Annotated in this window: 20 protein-coding genes and 2 rRNA genes (1 of these 22 cut by a window edge); 1 reads left to right on the top strand and 21 read right to left on the bottom strand. The window is 38.5% G+C overall.

Going from position 1 to position 20,645, the window contains the following annotated elements; all coding sequences use genetic code 11:
• Positions 1–535: 535 nt before the first annotated feature.
• From E2636_RS18310 to metG, 10 genes are all read right to left on the bottom strand, one after another.
• A complete protein-coding gene (locus E2636_RS18310) occupies positions 536–910 on the bottom strand; it encodes a RidA family protein (RefSeq protein ID WP_017380258.1) in 375 nt (124 codons plus the stop codon).
• Complete coding sequence (gene purR, locus E2636_RS18305; RefSeq protein WP_134211690.1) at positions 910–1,740, bottom strand: pur operon repressor; 831 nt, start codon at positions 1,738–1,740, stop codon at positions 910–912. The genes E2636_RS18310 and purR overlap by 1 nt, the downstream gene beginning before the upstream one ends.
• 56 nt (positions 1,741–1,796) lie before the next feature.
• Complete coding sequence (gene ispE / locus E2636_RS18300; protein WP_134211689.1) at positions 1,797–2,663, bottom strand: 4-(cytidine 5'-diphospho)-2-C-methyl-D-erythritol kinase; 867 nt, start codon at positions 2,661–2,663, stop codon at positions 1,797–1,799.
• A 319-nt stretch (positions 2,664–2,982) separates the two neighbouring features.
• Positions 2,983–3,171 carry a small, acid-soluble spore protein, alpha/beta type gene (locus E2636_RS18295; protein ID WP_017380255.1) on the bottom strand — a complete coding sequence of 63 codons (189 nt, stop codon included), beginning with the start codon at positions 3,169–3,171 and terminating at the stop codon, positions 2,983–2,985.
• A 115-nt stretch (positions 3,172–3,286) separates the two neighbouring features.
• Entirely contained in the window at positions 3,287–3,550 is a 264-nt protein-coding gene (gene veg, locus E2636_RS18290; RefSeq protein ID WP_017380254.1) for a biofilm formation stimulator Veg, read from the bottom strand.
• A 146-nt stretch (positions 3,551–3,696) separates the two neighbouring features.
• Positions 3,697–4,590, bottom strand: coding sequence for a 16S rRNA (adenine(1518)-N(6)/adenine(1519)-N(6))-dimethyltransferase RsmA (gene rsmA, locus E2636_RS18285; protein ID WP_134211688.1), 894 nt, complete (start codon positions 4,588–4,590; stop codon positions 3,697–3,699).
• Entirely contained in the window at positions 4,583–5,149 is a 567-nt protein-coding gene (rnmV, locus tag E2636_RS18280) for a ribonuclease M5 (RefSeq protein WP_134211687.1), read from the bottom strand. The genes rsmA and rnmV overlap by 8 nt, the downstream gene beginning before the upstream one ends.
• A gap of 189 nt (positions 5,150–5,338) precedes the next feature.
• Entirely contained in the window at positions 5,339–6,730 is a 1,392-nt protein-coding gene (locus tag E2636_RS18275) for a ubiquitin-like domain-containing protein (RefSeq protein ID WP_134211686.1), read from the bottom strand.
• A gap of 130 nt (positions 6,731–6,860) precedes the next feature.
• Positions 6,861–7,631 carry a TatD family hydrolase gene (locus E2636_RS18270; protein WP_134211685.1) on the bottom strand — a complete coding sequence of 257 codons (771 nt, stop codon included), beginning with the start codon at positions 7,629–7,631 and terminating at the stop codon, positions 6,861–6,863.
• A gap of 260 nt (positions 7,632–7,891) precedes the next feature.
• Complete coding sequence (gene metG / locus E2636_RS18265) at positions 7,892–9,850, bottom strand: methionine--tRNA ligase (RefSeq protein WP_134211684.1); 1,959 nt, start codon at positions 9,848–9,850, stop codon at positions 7,892–7,894.
• Positions 9,851–10,191: 341 nt separating this feature from the next.
• Here metG and E2636_RS18260 point away from each other — a divergent pair, with 341 nt between their 5' ends.
• Complete coding sequence (locus tag E2636_RS18260) at positions 10,192–10,470, top strand: transition state genes transcriptional regulator AbrB (protein WP_017380248.1); 279 nt, start codon at positions 10,192–10,194, stop codon at positions 10,468–10,470.
• 41 nt (positions 10,471–10,511) lie between these two features.
• Here the strand turns inward: E2636_RS18260 and rsmI are convergent, their stop codons facing one another.
• The 11 genes from rsmI to E2636_RS18205 form a co-directional block, all read right to left on the bottom strand.
• Entirely contained in the window at positions 10,512–11,393 is an 882-nt protein-coding gene (gene rsmI / locus E2636_RS18255; protein WP_134211683.1) for a 16S rRNA (cytidine(1402)-2'-O)-methyltransferase, read from the bottom strand.
• Positions 11,390–11,665, bottom strand: coding sequence for a GIY-YIG nuclease family protein (locus E2636_RS18250; protein WP_134211682.1), 276 nt, complete (start codon positions 11,663–11,665; stop codon positions 11,390–11,392). The genes rsmI and E2636_RS18250 overlap by 4 nt, the downstream gene beginning before the upstream one ends.
• Positions 11,652–12,398: a tRNA1(Val) (adenine(37)-N6)-methyltransferase gene (locus E2636_RS18245; protein WP_134211681.1), complete on the bottom strand. Its 747-nt coding sequence runs from the start codon at positions 12,396–12,398 to the stop codon at positions 11,652–11,654. The genes E2636_RS18250 and E2636_RS18245 overlap by 14 nt, the downstream gene beginning before the upstream one ends.
• A gap of 65 nt (positions 12,399–12,463) precedes the next feature.
• The gene (gene yabA, locus E2636_RS18240) at positions 12,464–12,835 is read right to left on the bottom strand and encodes a DNA replication initiation control protein YabA (protein WP_017380244.1); all 372 of its coding nucleotides are present in this window, start codon (positions 12,833–12,835) and stop codon (positions 12,464–12,466) included.
• Positions 12,836–12,860: 25 nt separating this feature from the next.
• Positions 12,861–13,676 carry a PSP1 domain-containing protein gene (locus E2636_RS18235; protein WP_134211680.1) on the bottom strand — a complete coding sequence of 272 codons (816 nt, stop codon included), beginning with the start codon at positions 13,674–13,676 and terminating at the stop codon, positions 12,861–12,863.
• On the bottom strand, positions 13,669–14,673 hold the full coding sequence (holB, locus tag E2636_RS18230; protein ID WP_134211679.1) for a DNA polymerase III subunit delta': 1,005 nt from the start codon (positions 14,671–14,673) through the stop codon (positions 13,669–13,671). Before holB ends, E2636_RS18235 begins: the two co-directional genes overlap by 8 nt.
• 116 nt (positions 14,674–14,789) lie before the next feature.
• Entirely contained in the window at positions 14,790–15,119 is a 330-nt protein-coding gene (locus E2636_RS18225) for a cyclic di-AMP receptor DarA (RefSeq protein ID WP_017380241.1), read from the bottom strand.
• A 55-nt stretch (positions 15,120–15,174) separates the two neighbouring features.
• The gene (tmk, locus tag E2636_RS18220; RefSeq protein ID WP_134211678.1) at positions 15,175–15,819 is read right to left on the bottom strand and encodes a dTMP kinase; all 645 of its coding nucleotides are present in this window, start codon (positions 15,817–15,819) and stop codon (positions 15,175–15,177) included.
• Entirely contained in the window at positions 15,816–17,243 is a 1,428-nt protein-coding gene (locus E2636_RS18215; RefSeq protein WP_134211677.1) for an aminotransferase class I/II-fold pyridoxal phosphate-dependent enzyme, read from the bottom strand. The genes tmk and E2636_RS18215 overlap by 4 nt, the downstream gene beginning before the upstream one ends.
• 1,156 nt (positions 17,244–18,399) lie before the next feature.
• Positions 18,400–18,515 (bottom strand): 5S ribosomal RNA (gene rrf, locus E2636_RS18210).
• Positions 18,516–18,578: 63 nt separating this feature from the next.
• Positions 18,579–20,645: ribosomal RNA gene (locus E2636_RS18205) — 23S ribosomal RNA — on the bottom strand (it continues 862 nt past the right edge of the window).

The raw sequence follows: 20,645 nt of genomic DNA, 5'->3' as shown, positions 1-20,645 counted from the left end.
AAATGACGCACAGCACTTTTTTTGTCTACTAGACTTCCGTTATTTATTACTGTTTTGAACTTAAATCCAACTAACTCTATTTATATTTCAATGATATAAGCATTCACAGAAAATTAATTTCAAATTATAATCGTCTACAAACTTCCAAAGTATCACTATTACAACGTGATGTGCGATTTTCACAACGTGAGAGTCTATATTTTCAATGTCACCTTTTATAATTACATTCGAGGCACGTCACAGTGGGTAGAAACCTGCTTTGTAAGGAATAGAATACTAAAAAAAGTAAGAAGCTGCCGAAATTGCATCTTCGGCAGCTTGTTTTCTATGTAGTAAGTGTCTATTCTCTAGTAAACCAAAATCAATGAACTGTGCCCGTGAAAGTTTCGGTTGAGCGAACGCAAGATTGACTGAAGGAAATAGAGAAGTGCAGTTTGTTGCCCATACTCCTCGGAACTTTAGTCATACAAAATAATAAAAACACAGGCATAAAAAGAAACCATCAAGTGGTCTCGATGGTTTCTTTCATTACTATTTATCCTACAATCGCTATGACTTCTATTTCAACTTGCGCATCTTTAGGTAATCGCGCGACTTCTACCGTCGATCGTGCTGGTTTATGTTCACCAAAATGTTGACCATAAATTTCATTGAATACAGCAAAGTCATTCATATTTTTAATAAATACTGTTGTCTTCACAACTTGTTGAAGTGAAGATCCCGCCTCTTCTAATACAGCTTTTAAGTTCGCAAATACTTGGTGTGTTTGTTCTGTAATTGAACCTTCCACCATGTTTCCTTCAGCTGTTAACGGAATTTGACCTGAACTATAAAACATGCCGTTTACAATCATACCTTGAACATATGGACCAATTGCCGCTGCGGCTTTCGTTGTTGATACTGCTTTCATTACTCTTTTCCACCTTTCGAAAAATAATTACCTTCAGTTAATGCAATCGTGCGATTTTTTTCATTTACTTCCTTCAACTTAACAAGGGACAAATAATTTTCAATTAATTGTTCACCAGGATGTTCAGTTTCAACTAACACAGCTACACCCGCTAATTGACAATTAAATTCTTCAAGTAAATTTTTCATGCCATTCATCGTGCCTCCGACTTTCATAAAGTCATCTGTAATAAGTACTCGTTGACCACTCTTCATACTGCGTTTAGACAATACCATCGTTTGAATACGACGTGATGATCCGGACACATAATTAATGCTAACAGTAGATCCTTCTGTAACTTTGCTATCGCGTCTAACGACTACGACTGGCACATTTAAGTGACGTGCAATTGCATGCGCAATCGGAATACCTTTTGTCGCCACCGTCATGATGACATCAATCGGTTGTTTCGCAAACGCTGATGCAAAAACTTTCCCTACACGGTTCATCATTTCAGGGTTGCCAAGTAGATCTGTCATATATAAATAACCACCCGGTAGCAAACGGTCTGAGTGAGAGAGCTCTTCAATAAAGTCTTGAATCACTTCACGAACGGCTTCATCATTCATTCTTGGCATATATTTAACCCCGCCCGCTGCACCAGGAACAGTTACTAATAAACCGATTCCTTTTTCTTCAAACGTTTCTTTTACAATGGTTAAATCTTCACTTATTGAGGATTTTGCAGATTGGTACATATCTGCAAACAACGTTAATGAAATTAACTTTTGTGGATGGTTTAACAAATAATGCGTCATATCAACAAGACGCTCACTGCGTTTCCATTTCATGGGTCACACTCCTAAACACGAATGATTTATTCGTAAGTTTAAACAAATATACGGTTTTAGGCAAGTGAATCCCGATCTCCCAACAATCTTACTGCATACACCTCGTCACAAAATCCGCGTAAGCCATTATAGATTCGGTTCACTCTAGACTCGTGTTGGACTAGTCCAAATACGGTTGGACCACTTCCACTCATTAATACCGCATCCGCTCCAAATTTCATCATTTGCTCTTTAATCATCGATACTTCCGGATGCAACTTCAATGTCACAGCCTCTAAAGCATTCCCAATAGACTCACACATTAATTCATAATCTTTCTCGTAAATGGCCCGAATCATATCTTTAGAATTCTGATGAATGACTTCATTTATCTTTAAGCTACCATATACATCAGCCGTCGAAACTCCAATCGAAGGTTTCGCTAAAATAATCCAACAGTTTGGTGGGGCAGGTAATTCTTGAATTATTTCTCCTCTACCAGTGGCAAGAGCAGTTCCTCCATAGACACAAAATGACACATCTGAGCCGATCTTAGCACCATGCTCTGCTAATTGATCCGACGTTAACTTTAAATTCCACAAATCATTTAACCCCCGCAAAGTGGCGGCTGCATCACTACTTCCACCAGCAAGTCCAGCGGCAACAGGAATCTTTTTCTCTAATGTAATGGACACGCCTTGTTTAATTCTATATGTATCTTTTAATAACTTGGCTGCTTGATAGGCTAGGTTTCTGTGGTCGTCTGGCACATAGCGATCTGCTGAAATAATGCGAATTTGACCATCAGTGCGTGGTTCTAATCCAATACGATCTGCTAAATCAACCGTCGTCATAATCATTTCCACTTCATGGTAACCATCTGGACGTTTATGTAACACATCCAATATCAGATTGATTTTTGCGGGTGCCTTCACATAAAGCATTAGATCACCTCCTTTATCAGTTTATAGCTGTTACCTATTTTACCACAGCTGTTGATGAAGGAAAGAACATTTGAAAAGTGCAATAGGCCAAGTTATACCATTGTCTAAACACTGTGTTTTACTGATGTTATTTGCAATTCCCACTATCTTAGCTTGAAGGACTTAGAAAAGAATATGTCATGAAATTGATTTTTTACAAATAATACTTTTGAAAAAAAGGCGGATTTCTCCGCCTTGTCAGCCTTATAAGAATTTACGCAGTTACTATGCAAAAATAAAAGAATGTGCTCCTGCGATTACTCGTCGTTCAAGAATTTCGCTACTTCTTGTAGTGATTTTGTCCATTCATTAATCCGGTTTGTGCCATCTCAACTGCCCGCTTAACCATATTACCTGCATCACGAGATTTAATGGCTCCCCAACCGTCACGCTCAACGACTTCGTAAAATCCAAGTTCTTTCGCAATTTCCTCTTTTAGACGATCTGACATTACACGTTTACGTGACATGTTTTTTCCTCCTCTTAAGGACCAACAAAAATAGTATGTACTAAAAACAAAAAAGCACTCACGGAAAATAAAATCCGTGAGTGCTTTATTAAAATAAGTACATAAGTGCAAAATATTATTTGACGACTACAAGTTCTTGCATTCCGTCAACAATTGTAATTTCTACTGCTTCAGTTAATATATCTGTGTAGCTGTAAGACACACGCTCAAAAGCGTTCTCGTCCTGATCAAGATCTACTACGAACACAGCATGATACGTTTCACGTAAAATCCCAGCTCGTTCAATCGTTTTCTTACGACCACCGTTTGCTTTCAATTGCAAACGTTTACCTAAATGACAATCTAAAGACTTTTTAATATCTGCTAAAGTTTTTGGCATTTTCGCTTACACCCCACTTAATTATAAGTGTACTATATAAACAAATATTTGTCAACCAATATTTTATTTTAACAATGAACAAAAGTACTTGTCAATCAATTTATTATAATTAACCTACAAATTTTATCTGAATTGTACTGATTTTGTTATAAAAGTGACGATTCTTTGAAATTCGGAAGAAGGATATTTGCTAAATTCCCAAACTCTTGAATCGATAATGTTTCACCTCTACGAGTTGGGTCTACGTTTGCTTCTGCAAGGGCAGCTAAAATTACCTCTTTCTTTTCTTTACCAAGTGGCAGTTGTGATTGTAAATTATTTAATATTGTTTTTCTGCGTTGTGCAAAGGAAGAGCGAGAAACCTTGAACAAGAAATCCTCATCTAAAACATCTACTGGTGAGGTCTCATGACGAGTTAATTTAATTACAGCCGAATCAACATTAGGTTGTGGAATAAACACTGTTCTAGGAACTGTCATGGCAATTTCAGCCTTCATATAATATTGAATGGCAATAGATAATGAACCATATGCTTTTGTGCTTGGTGAGGCTGTGATACGATCTGCCACTTCTTTTTGCATCATGACAACCATTCCTCGAATTGGAAGTTTTTCCATTAATAATTTAATTAAAATAGGAGTTGTTACATAATAAGGCAAGTTTGCAACAACCATAATATCTTTATACCCAGCTAATTTCTCCTGTATCACATCTTCAACATTAGTTTTTAATATATCTGAATGAATTATTTCTATGTTATCGTATGGTGAAAGTGTATCCTCTAGAACGGGTAAAAGACGTTGATCAATTTCAACAGCCACAACTTGACCCGCTTTTCGAGCTAAATGTTCAGTCAACGCACCAATTCCAGGGCCAATTTCAATAACTGCTGACTCTTTCGTTAAATTCGCATGACTAACGATGTTCTGAAGAATATTAGGGTCAATTAAAAAATTTTGTCCAAGACTTTTTTTAATTGAAAAACCATATTTCTTTAATATTTCTTGTGTACGTTTTGGGGTTGCAATATCTTTATACATGTAAGTCCTCCTGATCCAATTGTGCTAAGGCTTTTTCAAGTTGCCCGATTTCAATTTGAAACATTGATAATCTTTTTTGAAGCTGTTTTCCATTAGTATAACCAATTTGTAATAATTCACCGAGACGATTACGACGCATTCTAGAGTCAGGGTGACCAATTAATCTCTCTTTCATCAATATGTGAAGTGGAATTTCTTCAATTTGATTTAATGGATTTCGAGGTGTATAAACATTTTGGAGTGCCGATCGGATATCTTCATCAGCCGCGTGCTCAATACCGAGACTTTTGCCATTTTTCGCAATAGTTTTTTCTTTTGATAAAAATGCGTGCTTAACACCTTGAACATTTTCTTCTATAATGGCACGAATGCGTCGTCCAGGATAGTCAGGGTCCGTAAAAACGATAACGCCTCTTTTAGTTTGTGCATGCTGGATTCGGCGAATAGTTTCTGACGAAATGGCGGATCCATTCGTTTCAATAGTATCTGCTCGTACAGCACGTTTAATAGCTGTCGTATCATCTTTACCTTCCACCACTATAACCTCTTCAATAAACACGATTCAATGCCTCATTTCATATGGTACTGTGACCATTTTACTTGCGCCACGTCAATATGTATACCGAAAAGCGGAGAAGCCCACTCAAGCTCAACGATTTACAACAACTTTGATATTGCAAAATTTTTTCTTGAATCTTATGTAACGACAAAAAGCTTTCCCTAGTCGTTCAGGAAAGCTTAGTGTAAATTAGTTAATCACTTTAATTTTAATTTGTTTACGACCATATCCAAGCGCTTGATTTTTGTCTGCCATAAACAAGTCAATCTTCATTCCTTTAATAGCTCCACCAGTATCTCCGGCAATCGCATATCCGTAGCCTTCTACCCAAACTTTAGAACCAAGAGGAATAACATTTGGATCAACCGCAATTACCTTTAATCCAGGGTTTGAACGAAGGTCGATACCTGTAGCAGTAATTCCTGAACACCCAGTACAAAAAGCTGTATATGCCGTTGATGACACGTAGAATTCTTTTCCTCCAGATGGTGAAGTATTAGATGCCCGAGAAGTTGTTCCTCGAGAAACACTCGCCGTTACAACTTTCGTTCCAACAGCTACAACTTTCTTGGAAGAGTCTTTTACTACTTCTTCGTTTTTTAAGATACGTGAAACTTGTTTGCCATTTTCAGAAATTATTTCAAACGTTTGTTTAGTTAAACCTTTTTTACCTTCTTGTACAACTTTTTCTTTGCCTTTTAACAAGTTCTTATCTTTACGGGTTTCCACAGCAAAATCTGTTGCTGCTTCCACTACATCGGTGACCTTTTCTACACGAACGACTTGTATAACATCGTTTGGATTCACAAGTTTATCCATTCTTTGTTCGACACGATCAAATTCATTTATATGAATCTCTTGTTGTTTTAAAAAGTCAGCGACAGTAGTTGAAGTGGACCATACTTTTTTCTTATCAACACCATTTACGAGTGTTACGTGAAATGCTTTTTCAAGCGTAATCTTTGCATCAGAGCCTATCTTGTCATCTAAACCAGGTAATACTTTATCATGCTCAGAAACTTTTATCTTTGCTTTAGCTAAAACTTCACTTACTTGATCATCTGTTGTTTTGATGGTTTGTTTTTCCCCATCAACTGTAATCGTAATTTCTTTCGCTTGCTCCCACTCTACTGAAAGTCCATCTTCTATAGACGTATTCAATGAAGGTGATACTCTATCAGCCTCATAAACTTGTATGTTTTGTTCACTCAACAAGTCTCCAACTGTTTCTGCATTTGTGTATATTTCTTGATTATCACCATTAAGTGTAATCGATATTTTTTTTGCCTGTTTCCACTCGACCGAAAGTCCATCTTCTATCGTCGTGTTCACTGAGGGTGACACTAAATCTGCTTCGGACACTTGAATGTTTTGTTCGCTCAACAAGTCTCCAACTGTATCTGCACGTGTTTGAATTTCTTGTTGTTTGCCATTTACAGTCAAGGCGACAGTGCTTTTCGTTCCTATAAATAGAACGGTTGATATAACCGATACGAAAAAGATAACGACAACTAAAGCTAATCCAATTTTTTTATTCCTCAATGGTTTGGTAAACAGGTTTTTCATGGAATTATTTGACATGAAAAACACCTCCTTATTACTTGTGTGATTATATAGACTTGAAAAATGTCTGTCAATCACTTAAAATTAGTCGAACTATTCTGATGATGCCAAACTTATAATTTCTAATTATTGAATTTATACTATTACTTTATAATGGGAGTTTATAAAATTTTACAGCATTTTCAGTGGTTGCTTTTGCAACATCTTCAATAGTAATATTCTTCAAACGAGCAATTTCTTCCGCTACTAAGGTAACAAGGGCAGGTTCATTACGTTTTCCTCGGTGTGGATGTGGTGCTAAATACGGTGCGTCTGTCTCAATCATTAAATACTCTAATGGAATTTCGGTAGCTACTTCTTTTGGTTTTTTTGCATTTTTAAATGTCACAGGACCTCCGAGTGAAATCATGAAATTTAAATCTATACAAATTTTTGCAGTTTCAACACTTCCGCCAAAGCAATGCATCACCCCACCAGTTTTCTCTGCATGTTCTTCTTGCAGAATACGAATAACATCATCAGTAGCATCTCGGTTGTGAATGACAATAGGTAAATTAACTTTTTGCGCTAAACGAATTTGCTTTCTAAATAATTCTTGTTGGACATCATGAGGTGATTTATCCCAATGATAATCCAGTCCAGTTTCACCGATTGCCACAACTTTTGGGTGTGCAGCTAGCTCTTCAATCCACTGTAAATCTTCATTTGTACAATCAATAGCATCAACTGGATGCCATCCTACTACTGCATATATAAAATCATATTTTTCAGCCAAGTAAATCGCTCGGTTAATCGTTTTACGATCAAATCCGATAACCACCATGTGATTTACTTTTGCTTCAAGCGCTCGATTAATTACTTCTTGTAGGTCTTCATCATATTGATCTGCATTTAAATGGACATGTGTATCTATAAACATGAATATTCGCCTCACATAATCTTTATTTTAATTCTTTTTACTATTACTTACATCTCACTTACATTTCAAATTGATTACAAAGTAATGTTTTTTTCAAGTCAACCGGACTATATTGCCCTTACTATTGAATTTTTCCGGAAAAACATTCCCCTTAAATCAATACTTTTGTCTTAGACTTGAAAAGAATAGCATGTTGCGGTTCCCTGAAACAAGTAAAGAGCCTGCTCAGCAATTGCTGAACAGACTCTAGGGATAATCCTTTATTTTACTTTCGCACCGTTCTCAAGTTTCTTATCAACGGTTGCAAGTGTTAAATATCCATCTTGCTCTCCTGCAAGAATCATCCCTTGAGACATCTCCCCACGAAGTTTCACAGGTTTTAAGTTAGCTACAACAATTACTTTTTGACCGACTAATTCTTCTGGACTATAGTTTTTAGCAATCCCTGATATAACTTGACGTTGCTCATATCCTAGATCTACTTGTAGTTTCAATAATTTATCCGCTTTAGGCATTTTTTCACAGGCAATCACGGTGGCTACACGCAAATCTATATTTAAGAAATCATCTATTGTTATTTCTGGAATTTCTGGTGTCTCTTCTTTTACTGTTTCAAGGTCTTCTGTTCTTACAGGTCCACGCATTTGTTCTTGAATATATGATATTTCAGTTTCAACTTCCAATCTCGGGAAAATTGGTACGCCTTTTTCAATCACTTTTGTTCCAATCGGAATACTTGACCACTGTTCTAATGAATCCCACGTCAATGAATCCGTAGATAAGCCAAGCTGCTTCGCAATCTGCTTGGGAGCATTTGTCATAAACGGTTGTAGATACACAGCAATTTGACGAAGGCTTTCTGACAAGTTCCACATAACCGATCCGAGTTTTGGTTTGTCTGAATCTTCTTTAGCTAAGACCCATGGTTGTGTTTCATCAATGTATTTATTGGTGCGTGAAACGAGTGACCATAAGTCGCTCAATACGATGCTAAACTGCATTTTTTCCATATTTGTTTCATACTTTTCTTTTACATCTTTCGCATGTGCGTGTAATGTGGCATCAAATTCTGTTGCCTCGTTATGTTGTGTTGGAATAATTCCATCAAAATACTTATTGATCATCGAAACAGTCCGATTCAATAAGTTCCCTAAGTCATTTGCTAAGTCAAAGTTTGTGCGTTCCACAAAGGCTTCCGGTGAAAATACGCCATCTGCACCAAAGGGCAACTCACGCAATAAGAAATAGCGAGTAGCATCTAAACCGTAGCGATTAACTAATAGTTCCGGTGTGACAACATTCCCTTTAGATTTAGACATTTTACCGTCTTTCATCATAATAAATCCGTGTGCAAAGACTTTTTTAGGTAGCGGTAATTTTAATGCCATTAAGAAGATTGGCCAGTATATCGTATGGAACCTGACGATGTCTTTCCCGACAACATGTACATCTGCAGGCCAATACTTATTAAATAATGATTCATCTTCTGATTTATATCCAAGTGCTGTAATGTAATTGGATAAAGCGTCAACCCATACGTAAATGACATGTTTTGCATCACCAGGTACACGAATTCCCCAATCAAATGAAGTTCGAGACACAGACAAATCTTCTAATCCTGGTTTAATAAAGTTGTTAATCATTTCATTTTTTCTAGATTCAGGCTCAATGAATTCTACATTATCTTCATAATATTTCAGTAAGCGATCTGCATACTTTTTCATATTGAAGAAATACGACTCTTCTTTGACTTTATGTACTGGGCGCCCACAATCTGGACAATTACCATTATCTAATTGGTTGTCCGTATAAAATGATTCACATGGCGTACAGTACCAGCCCTCATATTCGCCTTTGTAAATATCGCCGTTATCTAAAAATAGTTGGAAAATTTTTTCGACAGCATCTTTATGACGTTTTTCAGTAGTACAAATAAAATCGTCATATGAAATGTCCATCAATTCCCAAACTTTTTTAGCGTCTTCTGCAATTTCATTGACATAGGTTTGCGGATCTTTTCCCGCTTCTTGGGCTTTTTCTTGTATTTTTTGACCGTGCTCATCCATTCCTGTTAAAAAATGAACATTATATCCACGTAAACGCTTGTAACGAGCCATCACGTCTGAAGCTACGGTTGTATAAGCCGTTCCAATGTGAAATTTCCCACTTGGGTAATATATGGGAGTCGTAATATAAAATGATTTCTTTTGATTATTCACTTAAATTCGCCCTTTCGTTCGTACCAATAAAGTAGTAGTTCTATTCTATCTGAGTCTTTCTTTGGTTACAATGATATTAAATACACGAAAAATGTCGAATGATAATTTTTGTTAATTCAAACCCATTTATATTTTTATTCCCAACTTATAGACATAAAGAAAAATTAGAATCAAAAACATAATAAATTAACTATAAAATATCATTTTTTTAACAAAAATACTTTTTATTGGACAGATTAATTATTGACGTATATGGCAGTAGTTGGTATGATTAATTACAGACAAGCAAGAGATGTCGAAATTTGACGAATTACATTTATAATTCGAGAGGGGTACTATCCATGAAATCTACAGGTATCGTACGTAAAGTTGATGAATTAGGTCGCGTAGTTATTCCAATAGAACTTCGTCGTACTTTAAGTATCGCAGAAAAAGACGCATTAGAAATTTACGTGGATGAAGATAAAATCATCCTAAAAAAATATTTACCAAACATGACTTGTGTTGTTACAGGTGAAGTATCAGATGATAACTTCCGTTTAGTTGGCGGAAAACTTATCTTAAGCCCAGAAGGCGCAGATTTGCTAGTAAAAGAAATTCAAACAAACAAAAACAAATAAATTATTTTAAAACAGGAGTGACAAATTGTCACTCCATTTTTTTATTCTTGAATATGAAATTCTTGATATACATCTCGCTTTGGTAGTTCTCGTTCTTTAGCTACAACTTTAATAGCTTCTTTTGAAGAGAGTGATTGATTTTCAATCACATGTTCAACATGCTCAATAATCGATAAATCCATCCACCATTTTTCACTAACCAATGGATTTTCTTCACTAGACCCGTCAATGACTAAAACAAATTCTCCTCTTACTTGTTCATTCTCCACCCAAGATACAGCTTCTTCTAAAGTACCTCTTACAAATTCCTCAAACTTCTTGGTCACTTCTCTAGCCAACACAACTTTTCGAGTTGAGCCCAGTATTAATTGCGCATCCTTCAAAGTATCTTTTAAACGATGAGGTGCTTCGTAAAAGAGCATAGTTTCTTTCTGATATTGAATCGCTTCAAGTGCAGCTTTTCTATCTTTCTTTTGTCTTGGCAGAAAGCCATAAAACGTAAATGACAACGTTGAAAGACCAGATGCGATCAATGCACTCAACGCAGCATTTGCACCAGGTATCGGCACGACTGATAAATTTTCAGCTACTGCTTTTGCTACAATATCAGCTCCTGGATCTGAAATGCACGGTAATCCTGCATCACTGACAAGGGCAATATTCTTTCCATTTCGCAGAAGCTCTAGAAGCTTGTCCCCACCATACTCTAAGTTATGTTCATGGTAACTGATGAGATGGGTGTCAATTTCAAAGTAGTTACACAACTTCTTCGTATTGCGTGTATCTTCAGCAGCAATATAATCAGCTTCTTTCATTATTCTAATCGCGCGTACTGTCATATCCTCTAAATTTCCAATAGGTGTCGCCACTAAATACAAAATACCAGTCGTTAACTGACCTGAAAAACTTTTTTGTGCGTTCATAATTGTTCACCTCTTATTCCTTTAGAAATATACTCTATTTTATTCTTCTTATTTAACTGCTTAAATGCATATTCCGCTTTCATAGCAAGTTGTTTAGTTTCATGAACTTCTTGATAAATACAAGACACTGGACGTCTTGCTCGTGTATATTTTGCCCCTTTCCCACTATTATGGACACTCACACGTTTACTCAAATCATTCGTATAACCGGCATAATACGATCCGTCCAGACATTCCAACACATAAAAGGTATGTTCATTAGTTTTTTCCATAAAGCATCTCTCTAACTTCTTCAGTGTATTCCCCTTGTTCATCGTACACAAATAACGGCGGAAGAATCTTTAAATCAGGTTTGCCATCTTTTATGCCTTCTATTAACAAGGTATTCGCTTCTTTTCCTTCTTTCGGATACACAAAACGAATACGTTTCGGTTCCAGTCGATTCGCTCTCATCGCTGTCACTATATCTAACAAACGTCCCGGTCTATGAACAAATGCCGCTTTTCCGCCTTGTTTAAGCAATTGACTTGCAGATTGAACTGCTTCATCTAATGTTAAATAAAGTTCATGCCGAGCAATTGCTAAATGCTCTTTCAAGTTTTTATCACTGGCTTCATGTGCAAGAAAATAAGGAGGATTGCACGTAACCACATCAAATTTTTCAAAGCCGAGTTGTTTTGGAATTGTTTTTACATCGCCTTCAAGAATGGTAATTTGGTCTTGTAATTGATTATACTCCACACTTCGTATTGCCATATCAGCTAGTCGATGTTGCAATTCAACACCGATAATTTTTGCCTGTGTACGTGCACTTAAAAATAGTGGGATGACCCCATTTCCTGAACATAAATCAACAATAGCCCCTTTTCTAATGGGAACATAAGTAAATTTAGCCAGTAATACAGCATCTAGCGAAAAAGAAAAAACAGATGGACTTTGAATGATGCGAAGCTCCTCTGCCAGCAAATAATCTAATCGTTCATCCTCTTGTAAATGTATTTCCATTTGTTGAATCCTCCAACATAACAAAAGACCGACATCCACTAACTTACAGTGGAATCAGTCTTTCATTACCCGTTTTGTTTATTTAAAAAGGAAAGACAAAATAAACAATCTTCACCTTTACGTGAACTTCCAAAATGCACATGGCACACATGGAAACCTTCTTGATATAATCGAGCTAAATTATCGTAACCCTCTCCTATATCAAGACGGCTTACTTTTACTTTTTTGGCGTTTAGTTCGGACTGCTTCAAGACAGCTTCTTCCGCTGCATGAATTTCATCCAAACGCTTTCTAAGGTGGGAATTCTCTTGTTGCAAAGACTGATGTTCTTCCATCATAAATGCCACGAACTCTTTAAGTGCATGGAACTGCCCTTGCAATGATTCTAATTGCTGTTCAAATTCCATGACCGTTTCCAAAAAATTACGATCTTTCACGTAAATCACCCCATTGTTCAGTCCGTTACACTTGGTTTTCTTCAAATTGTTGTATTTCTTCTAATGTATATTCTAGCACACGTTGTTGCTCAGCTATTTCAACTTGCATCACGCGTTCTAATAAATTAATTCCAATTACTTTGCCTTTTCCTTCTGGTGTAGAAATACGAGCGCCCATGTCTGGCATTAACAATTTAGAAGCTTCATACTCGTCATTTTCGTATTTTAAACAGCACATTAAACGTCCACATAAACCTGAAATCTTCGATGGATTTAGAGACAGATTTTGATCTTTCGCCATTTTAATCGAAACAGGTTCGAAATCGCCTAAAAATGTAGAACAACATAGCATACGTCCACAAGGTCCGATCCCGCCAAGCATTTTCGCTTCATCTCGAACTCCAATTTGACGTAACTCAATTCGTGTTCTAAAGACCGAAGCCAAGTCTTTTACCAAGTCACGGAAATCCACGCGACCTTCAGCTGTGAAATAAAAGATGATTTTATTCCGATCAAATGTATACTCTACATTCACTAGCTTCATTTCTAATGTGTGTTCAATAATCTTTTCTGTTCCAAGCTCAAACGCATGTTGCGACTCCGCTTGGTTTTCATCTACTTGATAACGATCACGTTCATCAGCTAGACGCACGACATGTTTAAGGGGCAACACCACATCGTGTTCTTCAACTTGCTTGATAGGAACTACGACTTTCCCGTATTCTATCCCTCTTGCTGTTTCAACAATAACATACTGATTCTTTTCTAACGGAAAATCAGCTGGATCAAAATAATATATTTTACCCGCTTTCTTGAAGCGGACACCTACAACATTATACAAACGAAAATCCCTCCTGCATATTTAACATTAATTGTTCCATTAAAAGCGTCCGATTCATATTACGATGCAATTGTTGCTTCGCTTTTAATATGGCCTCAATTTTATTCGACAAGTGCTCATAACTACAATGATGTGCATGTTGCTGATAAAATGGCAAGAAATCCGGATACGTAAATAATGTATTACTATTAGCCTTAACTGCTACTAAATCGCGGTATGCGAATAAAAGTAAATCCAATGCCTGTTCTGTGTCTTCTTTTTCTTTTAACAAAGGTAGCCAATCTTCATGAACCGTTAACATGGCTTCATGTACATTTGTTTCAACTGCCTCTACCAATTTTAACACTGTTTTTCGAACCTGTGCAAACTGGTCATCCTTTGCCAATCGTAAAGATTCTTCTAAATCATTCGTTAACATGGAAACGGTTGCCGCCATAGATGCTGTGAGACCTTCATCTACCAACACTTTAACGCGTTCTTCATAAGGAATTGATGGAAAAGAAATAATTTGACAACGCGATCGTATTGTCGATAATATCGCATATGGCTTTTCCGTTAATAAAAAAGCAGTGACCAGTCCTTCAGGCTCTTCTAAAAATTTCAGTAAAGTGTTTGCAGCTGAAATGTTTAATCGATCTGCCCGATGGAGTACATATATTTTACGGCCAGCTTCAAGCGCCGTTTTATTCATCTCAAAAATCAGTTGTAACATCTGATCTTTTTTTATATCTTGACCGTCTGGCTCAACTTGAATAAGATTTGGATGATTACCAGATTCAAATCTTCTACACCCTCGGCATGTTTCACATGAAACATTTTCAACAGGTTGTTCACACAGCAGTAATTTAACAAAAGATCGCATCACTGCTAATTTGCCAGTACCTCTCGCTCCCTCAAAAAGATATGCGTGAGCAACTCGGTTTTTTTGGAAAACCATTTGAAGTTGTTTCGTAATAACAGGTTGTAATTTTATTACATCTGATAGGTTTTCACTCAATTTGCTGCTCACCTCTTCTTTTAAAAAAACCCGTGCTCCGGACATCCGGCAAACACGGGTTTTTCGTGTATGTTTGCATAAAATTTATTCATGCAAAAATTATTTTCAGAGCTTTTTTAAAAATGATGAAACTGTTCAATTGGAAGCACAAATATTGTTGCCCCACCAACTTCAACTTCTACTGGATAAGGAATATATGAGTCCGCATTACCACCCATTGGAGATACAGGAGCTATCATTTGCTCCCGTGAACGACAATTATCACGAATTAAATCAAGTGCATTAGATACTAACTCATCATCTGTACCGATTAAAAAAGTTGTATTTCCTGAACGTAAAAAACCACCAGTACTTGCTAATTTGGTTGCACGAAAGTCAGCTTTCGTGAGTGCACTAGATAAACGGCTACTATCTTGATCTTGGACAACAGCCACGATAAGTTTCATCAGCTCATCCCCTTTTCCGGAAGTTCTTCCTAATATTATAACATGAAATGATCAATCAATTCATGCGTGATTCAAGAGATTTTTTCATAACATCCATTACGTCACTTGTTACTTCTTTTTGCGATTTTGAGGCATCTATAACGTGAATACGATTTGGATAGCGTTTAACTACTTCTTGATAACCTTCTCTAACCAGTTCATGAAAGGCTAAACTTTCAGCATCCATTCTATTCTTTTCCCTTTCATCATGTTTAGCAATCCTTTTTAGACCAATCGATGGCTCTAAATCAAACAATAATGTCAGGTCCGGCATTAATTTCCCTATCGCAAATTCATTAATCGAAAGAACTTCATCTATTCCTAGACCGCGTGCATGTCCTTGGTATGCAAGAGATGCATCAATAAAACGATCACATAAAACAATTTTATTATCATTTAGTGCTGGAGTAATCTTTTCAACTAAGTGTTGACGTCTCGCTGCTGCATACAAAAGTGCTTCAGTTCGCCCATCCATCTCTGTGTAGTCATTATTTAAAATTACTTCACGGATGTGTTCTGAAATGCGAATTCCACCAGGTTCACGTGTTGAAACGATATTGTATCCTTGGGCAGTTAATTGTGAAACCACATCACTTAAAACCGTTGTCTTTCCTGCTCCTTCTGGTCCTTCGATCGTAATAAAAAATCCTTGATTATTCATACTTTTGCCTCCTTCAAAACCAGTAACTGTTTTCGGCTCAAATCATGTTCTCCTTGAATGATAGCGCCACTCGCTAAATAATCAGCAAGCATTTCCAGTTTACTTGTTGTAATTCTCTCCCCACGAACGAATAGTGGAATGCCTGGCGGATATGGAATTACCATTCCTGCACAAACTCGGCCAGTCGCCTTTGTATATAATATCCATTCATTTTCTGTTTCCTGTAATTCTTTATAGGAAACAGCTAAAGTTGATAGAGCATATAAATCGTGTGAATAATCGATATCTACTTTGTCTCTTTGTTGTTTTGCACATTTTTCTACAGCAGTCTTAATCTTCATTCTTATTTCGGCAAACGGAAACTGATGTCTCGCCTTTAACAACGGCAATATCAAAAGGACTTGCTCTGGATCTGCTAATTCCACGTAAATACCTTGAAGCTCTAATTGTTTTTGCAACCTGTAACCTGTATATTGATGAACCCGCAAAATCAATTTTATTGGGTCATCCACTTCGACTACTTCTAGAGAATGTATGGTTTTTAAACTATCCACAAATAGTTTACGAGTAGTAGAAAATAACTGATAATCTTCATGTGCATACGTCTCAATATAATGCCTAGCATCATCTAGTGATGCTAGTATCAAATACGACGGACTACTAGATTGAAGCATTCGCAAATAGCGATTCACTTTATCATAAGAAACACGATTTGATTGGATATGTAAATAAGAACCCATCGTCATAGCTGGAAGTGTTTTATGAGCAGATTGTACAACAACATCTGCACCCATCTCAAGCGCAGACATTGGGAAATCCGCTGTTGCTATAAAATGCGCTCCATGAGCTTCGTCAACCAGAACCGGTATTCCGTGAGAATGCGCTAAACTAATTACTTCACCCATTACAGAATTAGTAACACCGTAGTATGTTGGATGCGTTAAAATAATGGCTTGGGCTTGTGGATAATGTTCAATTGCCGCCGCAACTGTAGCCAAGCTAACATGAGTTGAGGTGTGAGTTTTTTCATCCCATTCTGGAGTTAAAAATACCGGATCTGCACCAACCAACTCAAGAGCGTGAAAAATTGATTTATGCGCATTTCGTTGAACCAAAACTCGGTCCCCTTCTCGACATGTTGCATAGACCATCGCTAAGTTCCCAACAGTCGTACCATTCACCAGAAAATAACTATGTGTTGCTTCATATGCTATTGCCAATAATTTTTGCGCTTCTTCTATGACGCCCTCCGGATGATGATAATCATCCAGACCTTCGAGCTCTGTATAATCAAACTTCATTACATCTTTGAACGCACGTGGCAATTCAGACAATGCCCCATGCTTATGCCCAGGTACATGAAGCGATGTATTCTGCTTTTTGTAAAAACGTTGCATCGCCTCTACGATTGGCCGTTTATCCATTTAATAATCCCTCGCACATTCATATGTATTCATTATACATCAATACTTATATCATCTACCCACAGAATTAAAAACAAGACTTTCTTCGTTAACTTTGAGCCATTCCATCAACATTAACCAGTCGCATAAAGACAATCAAGATTTGTCATATTTCCCGGGAAATATGTCGAAAAAGCACGTATTCTCTCAAATAAGTCGTCTATCCCTTAGGCCAATAGATCCTATTGAGTGATTATCTAGCCTATTTCGCAAAGGACCACTGGACAGACAATTCCCCATAAAGTGCGCCGACAACTTTACCACATACTTACTTTCTGGCAGTCGATGTCCATTCTATGGTCATCCAAATTTGAAATGTTTAAGTTAACAAGGATGCGACGCACATTCTCTTGTAAGGTAGAGCATGCGGGGAATAAAGCGATTCTAAACCCTTCTTATGCATTGAAGAAAATCCTTTTTTCACAAAGGAGCTCGGTGTTGAAAGTGAAAATCGGCCATTCATATCTTAATAGCTAGTTTGATTCTTGATATAGTTTTTGAGTCTCTTTTTAATTGTAAAATATTTTCCAATCAAATTGAGGTGTTTATCGTTCAATCACGTTTTATACCCTGTTATCTTGGCGATCCTTTCTCGCTCTCCTTCTATTAATACTTGAATAAAAACGATACCTTTTTACAGGTACCGGTCTCTCTGTTTATTTAGGTTTGAAAAGATTTAATCGGCTTGGATAGGGATTTATTCGGCTACGGAGAGGTTTTATTCCGCTTCACCTGAGATTTAATCGGCTTTGCATCTCGTTTAATCGGCTAGAACCAGGTTTTATTCCGCTTCACCCAATTTTATCCACATAAAAGCTTCTCACTTCATCAATAGAGGAGGAATAACTGGTTTAATTTTCGGTACGCTGCTTATTAGGGAACGAAAATATCAAAAAGTGATGTCATTTTCATCAATAAGGTGAATTGTTAGTTGAGACAACTAGTAAATACATCTAATGACTTTCGTCACAACGTAGGTTATTCCGTATGCTCCAGGTCTCATTCCTTATCTCCCTGAACTCTTTGTTTAACCTATTTCTCACACATCTTCTATTCAAGCTTGGATAAAACCACACAAAAAAACCGTTACCTTTTTACAGGTAACGGTTTCTTATTTGCCTAGCGACGTCCTACTCTCACAGGGGGAGACCCCCAACTACCATCGGCGCAAAAGAACTTAACTTCCGTGTTCGGGATGGGAACGGGTGTGACCTCTTTGCCATTATCACTAGACTAATGAGTGCTTGTTCACTCAAAACTGGATAAACGGGCCATTGAAAGCCATTCAATCTTTATTTGGTTAAGTCCTCGATCGATTAGTATTCGTCAGCTGCACACGTCGCCGTGCTTCCACCTCGAACCTATCTACCTCATCGTCTTTGAGGGATCTTACTTGCTTGCGCAATGGGAAATCTCATCTCGAGGGGGGCTTCATGCTTAGATGCTTTCAGCACTTATCCCGTCCACACATAGCTACCCAGCGATGCTCTTGGCAGAACAACTGGTACACCAGCGGTGTGTCCATCCCGGTCCTCTCGTACTAAGGACAGCTCCTCTCAAATTTCCTACGCCCACGACGGATAGGGACCGAACTGTCTCACGACGTTCTGAACCCAGCTCGCGTACCGCTTTAATGGGCGAACAGCCCAACCCTTGGGACCGACTACAGCCCCAGGATGCGATGAGCCGACATCGAGGTGCCAAACCTCCCCGTCGATGTGGACTCTTGGGGAGATAAGCCTGTTATCCCCGGGGTAGCTTTTATCCGTTGAGCGATGGCCCTTCCATGCGGAACCACCGGATCACTAAGCCCGTCTTTCGACCCTGCTCGACTTGTAGGTCTCGCAGTCAAGCTCCCTTATGCCTTTACACTCTACGAATGATTTCCAACCATTCTGAGGGAACCTTTGGGCGCCTCCGTTACACTTTAGGAGGCGACCGCCCCAGTCAAACTGCCCGCCTGACACTGTCTCCTGCCCCGATAAGGGGCAAGGGTTAGAAGTTCAACACAACCAGGGTAGTATCCCACTGACGCCTCCTCCGAAGCTGGCGCTCCGGAATCTCAGGCTCCTACCTATCCTGTACAAGTTGTGCCAAAATTCAATATCAGGCTACAGTAAAGCTCCACGGGGTCTTTCCGTCCTGTCGCGGGTAACCTGCATCTTCACAGGTACTATAATTTCACCGAGTCTCTCGTTGAGACAGTGCCCAGATCGTTACGCCTTTCGTGCGGGTCGGAACTTACCCGACAAGGAATTTCGCTACCTTAGGACCGTTATAGTTACGGCCGCCGTTTACTGGGGCTTCAATTCGCACCTTCGCTTGCGCTAAGCACTCCTCTTAACCTTCCAGCACCGGGCAGGCGTCAGCCCCTATACGTCACCTTACGGTTTTGCAGAGACCTGTGTTTTTGCTAAACAGTCGCCTGGGCCTATTCACTGCGGCTCTCTCAGGCTTTAACACCCTAATAGAGCACCCCTTCTCCCGAAGTTACGGGGTCATTTTGCCGAGTTCCTTAACGAGAGTTCTCTCGCTCACCTTAGGATTCTCTCCTCGACTACCTGTGTCGGTTTGCGGTACGGGCACCTTCCACCTCGTTAGAGGCTTTTCTTGGCAGTGTGAAATCAGGAACTCAGACCTTACGGTCCTTGTCATTACAGCTCAACGTTATAGGAACGGGATTTGCCTCATTCCACGCCTCACTGCTTGAACGCGCATAACCAACAGCGCGCTTACCCTATCCTTCTGCGTCCCCCCATTACTCAAACGGTGGAGTGGTGGTACAGGAATATCAACCTGTTGTCCATCGTCTACGCCTATCGGCCTCGACTTAGGTCCCGACTAACCCTGAGCGGACGAGCCTACCTCAGGAAACCTTAGTCATTCGGTGGACGGGATTCTCACCCGTCTTTCGTTACTCATACCGGCATTCTCACTTCTAAGCGCTCCACCAGTCCTTCCGGTCTAGCTTCAACGCCCTTAGAACGCTCTCCTACCATTGACACCTAAGTGTCAATCCACAGCTTCGGTGAATTGTTTAGCCCCGATACATTTTCGGCGCAGCGTCACTCGACCAGTGAGCTATTACGCACTCTTTAAATGATGGCTGCTTCTAAGCCAACATCCTGGTTGTCTAAGCAACGCCACATCCTTTTCCACTTAACAATTACTTTGGGACCTTAGCTGGTGGTCTGGGCTGTTTCCCTCTTGACTACGGATCTTATCACTCGCAGTCTGACTCCCAATTATAAATCTCTGGCATTCGGAGTTTGTCTGAATTCGGTAACCCGGGATGGGCCCCTAGTCCAAACAGTGCTCTACCTCCAGGATTCTAAAATTGAGGCTAGCCCTAAAGCTATTTCG

It is taken from the genome of Paenisporosarcina antarctica, from assembly GCF_004367585.1.
In the GTDB taxonomy this organism is placed as follows: Bacteria; Bacillota; Bacilli; order Bacillales_A; family Planococcaceae; genus Paenisporosarcina; species Paenisporosarcina antarctica.
This window is presented reverse-complemented; position numbering and strand designations above follow the sequence as displayed.

Excerpts from the sequence above, each read along its gene's own strand:
- rsmA (WP_134211688.1), bottom strand. The coding sequence starts at position 4,590 with ATGTATAAAGATATTGCAACCCCAAAACGTACACAAGAAATATTAAAG.
- E2636_RS18260 (WP_017380248.1), top strand. The coding sequence starts at position 10,192 with ATGAAATCTACAGGTATCGTACGTAAAGTTGATGAATTAGGTCGCGTA.
- tmk (WP_134211678.1), bottom strand. The coding sequence starts at position 15,819 with ATGAATAATCAAGGATTTTTTATTACGATCGAAGGACCAGAAGGAGCA.
- rsmI (WP_134211683.1), bottom strand. The coding sequence starts at position 11,393 with ATGAACGCACAAAAAAGTTTTTCAGGTCAGTTAACGACTGGTATTTTG.
- E2636_RS18250 (WP_134211682.1), bottom strand. The coding sequence starts at position 11,665 with ATGGAAAAAACTAATGAACATACCTTTTATGTGTTGGAATGTCTGGAC.
- veg (WP_017380254.1), bottom strand. The coding sequence starts at position 3,550 with ATGCCAAAAACTTTAGCAGATATTAAAAAGTCTTTAGATTGTCATTTA.
- E2636_RS18275 (WP_134211686.1), bottom strand. The coding sequence starts at position 6,730 with ATGTCAAATAATTCCATGAAAAACCTGTTTACCAAACCATTGAGGAAT.
- E2636_RS18215 (WP_134211677.1), bottom strand. The coding sequence starts at position 17,243 with ATGGATAAACGGCCAATCGTAGAGGCGATGCAACGTTTTTACAAAAAG.
- E2636_RS18310 (WP_017380258.1), bottom strand. The coding sequence starts at position 910 with ATGAAAGCAGTATCAACAACGAAAGCCGCAGCGGCAATTGGTCCATAT.
- E2636_RS18295 (WP_017380255.1), bottom strand. The coding sequence starts at position 3,171 with ATGTCACGTAAACGTGTAATGTCAGATCGTCTAAAAGAGGAAATTGCG.
- E2636_RS18245 (WP_134211681.1), bottom strand. The coding sequence starts at position 12,398 with ATGGAAATACATTTACAAGAGGATGAACGATTAGATTATTTGCTGGCA.
- purR (WP_134211690.1), bottom strand. The coding sequence starts at position 1,740 with ATGAAATGGAAACGCAGTGAGCGTCTTGTTGATATGACGCATTATTTG.
- E2636_RS18270 (WP_134211685.1), bottom strand. The coding sequence starts at position 7,631 with ATGTTTATAGATACACATGTCCATTTAAATGCAGATCAATATGATGAA.
- E2636_RS18225 (WP_017380241.1), bottom strand. The coding sequence starts at position 15,119 with ATGAAACTTATCGTGGCTGTTGTCCAAGATCAAGATAGTAGCCGTTTA.
- ispE (WP_134211689.1), bottom strand. The coding sequence starts at position 2,663 with ATGCTTTATGTGAAGGCACCCGCAAAAATCAATCTGATATTGGATGTG.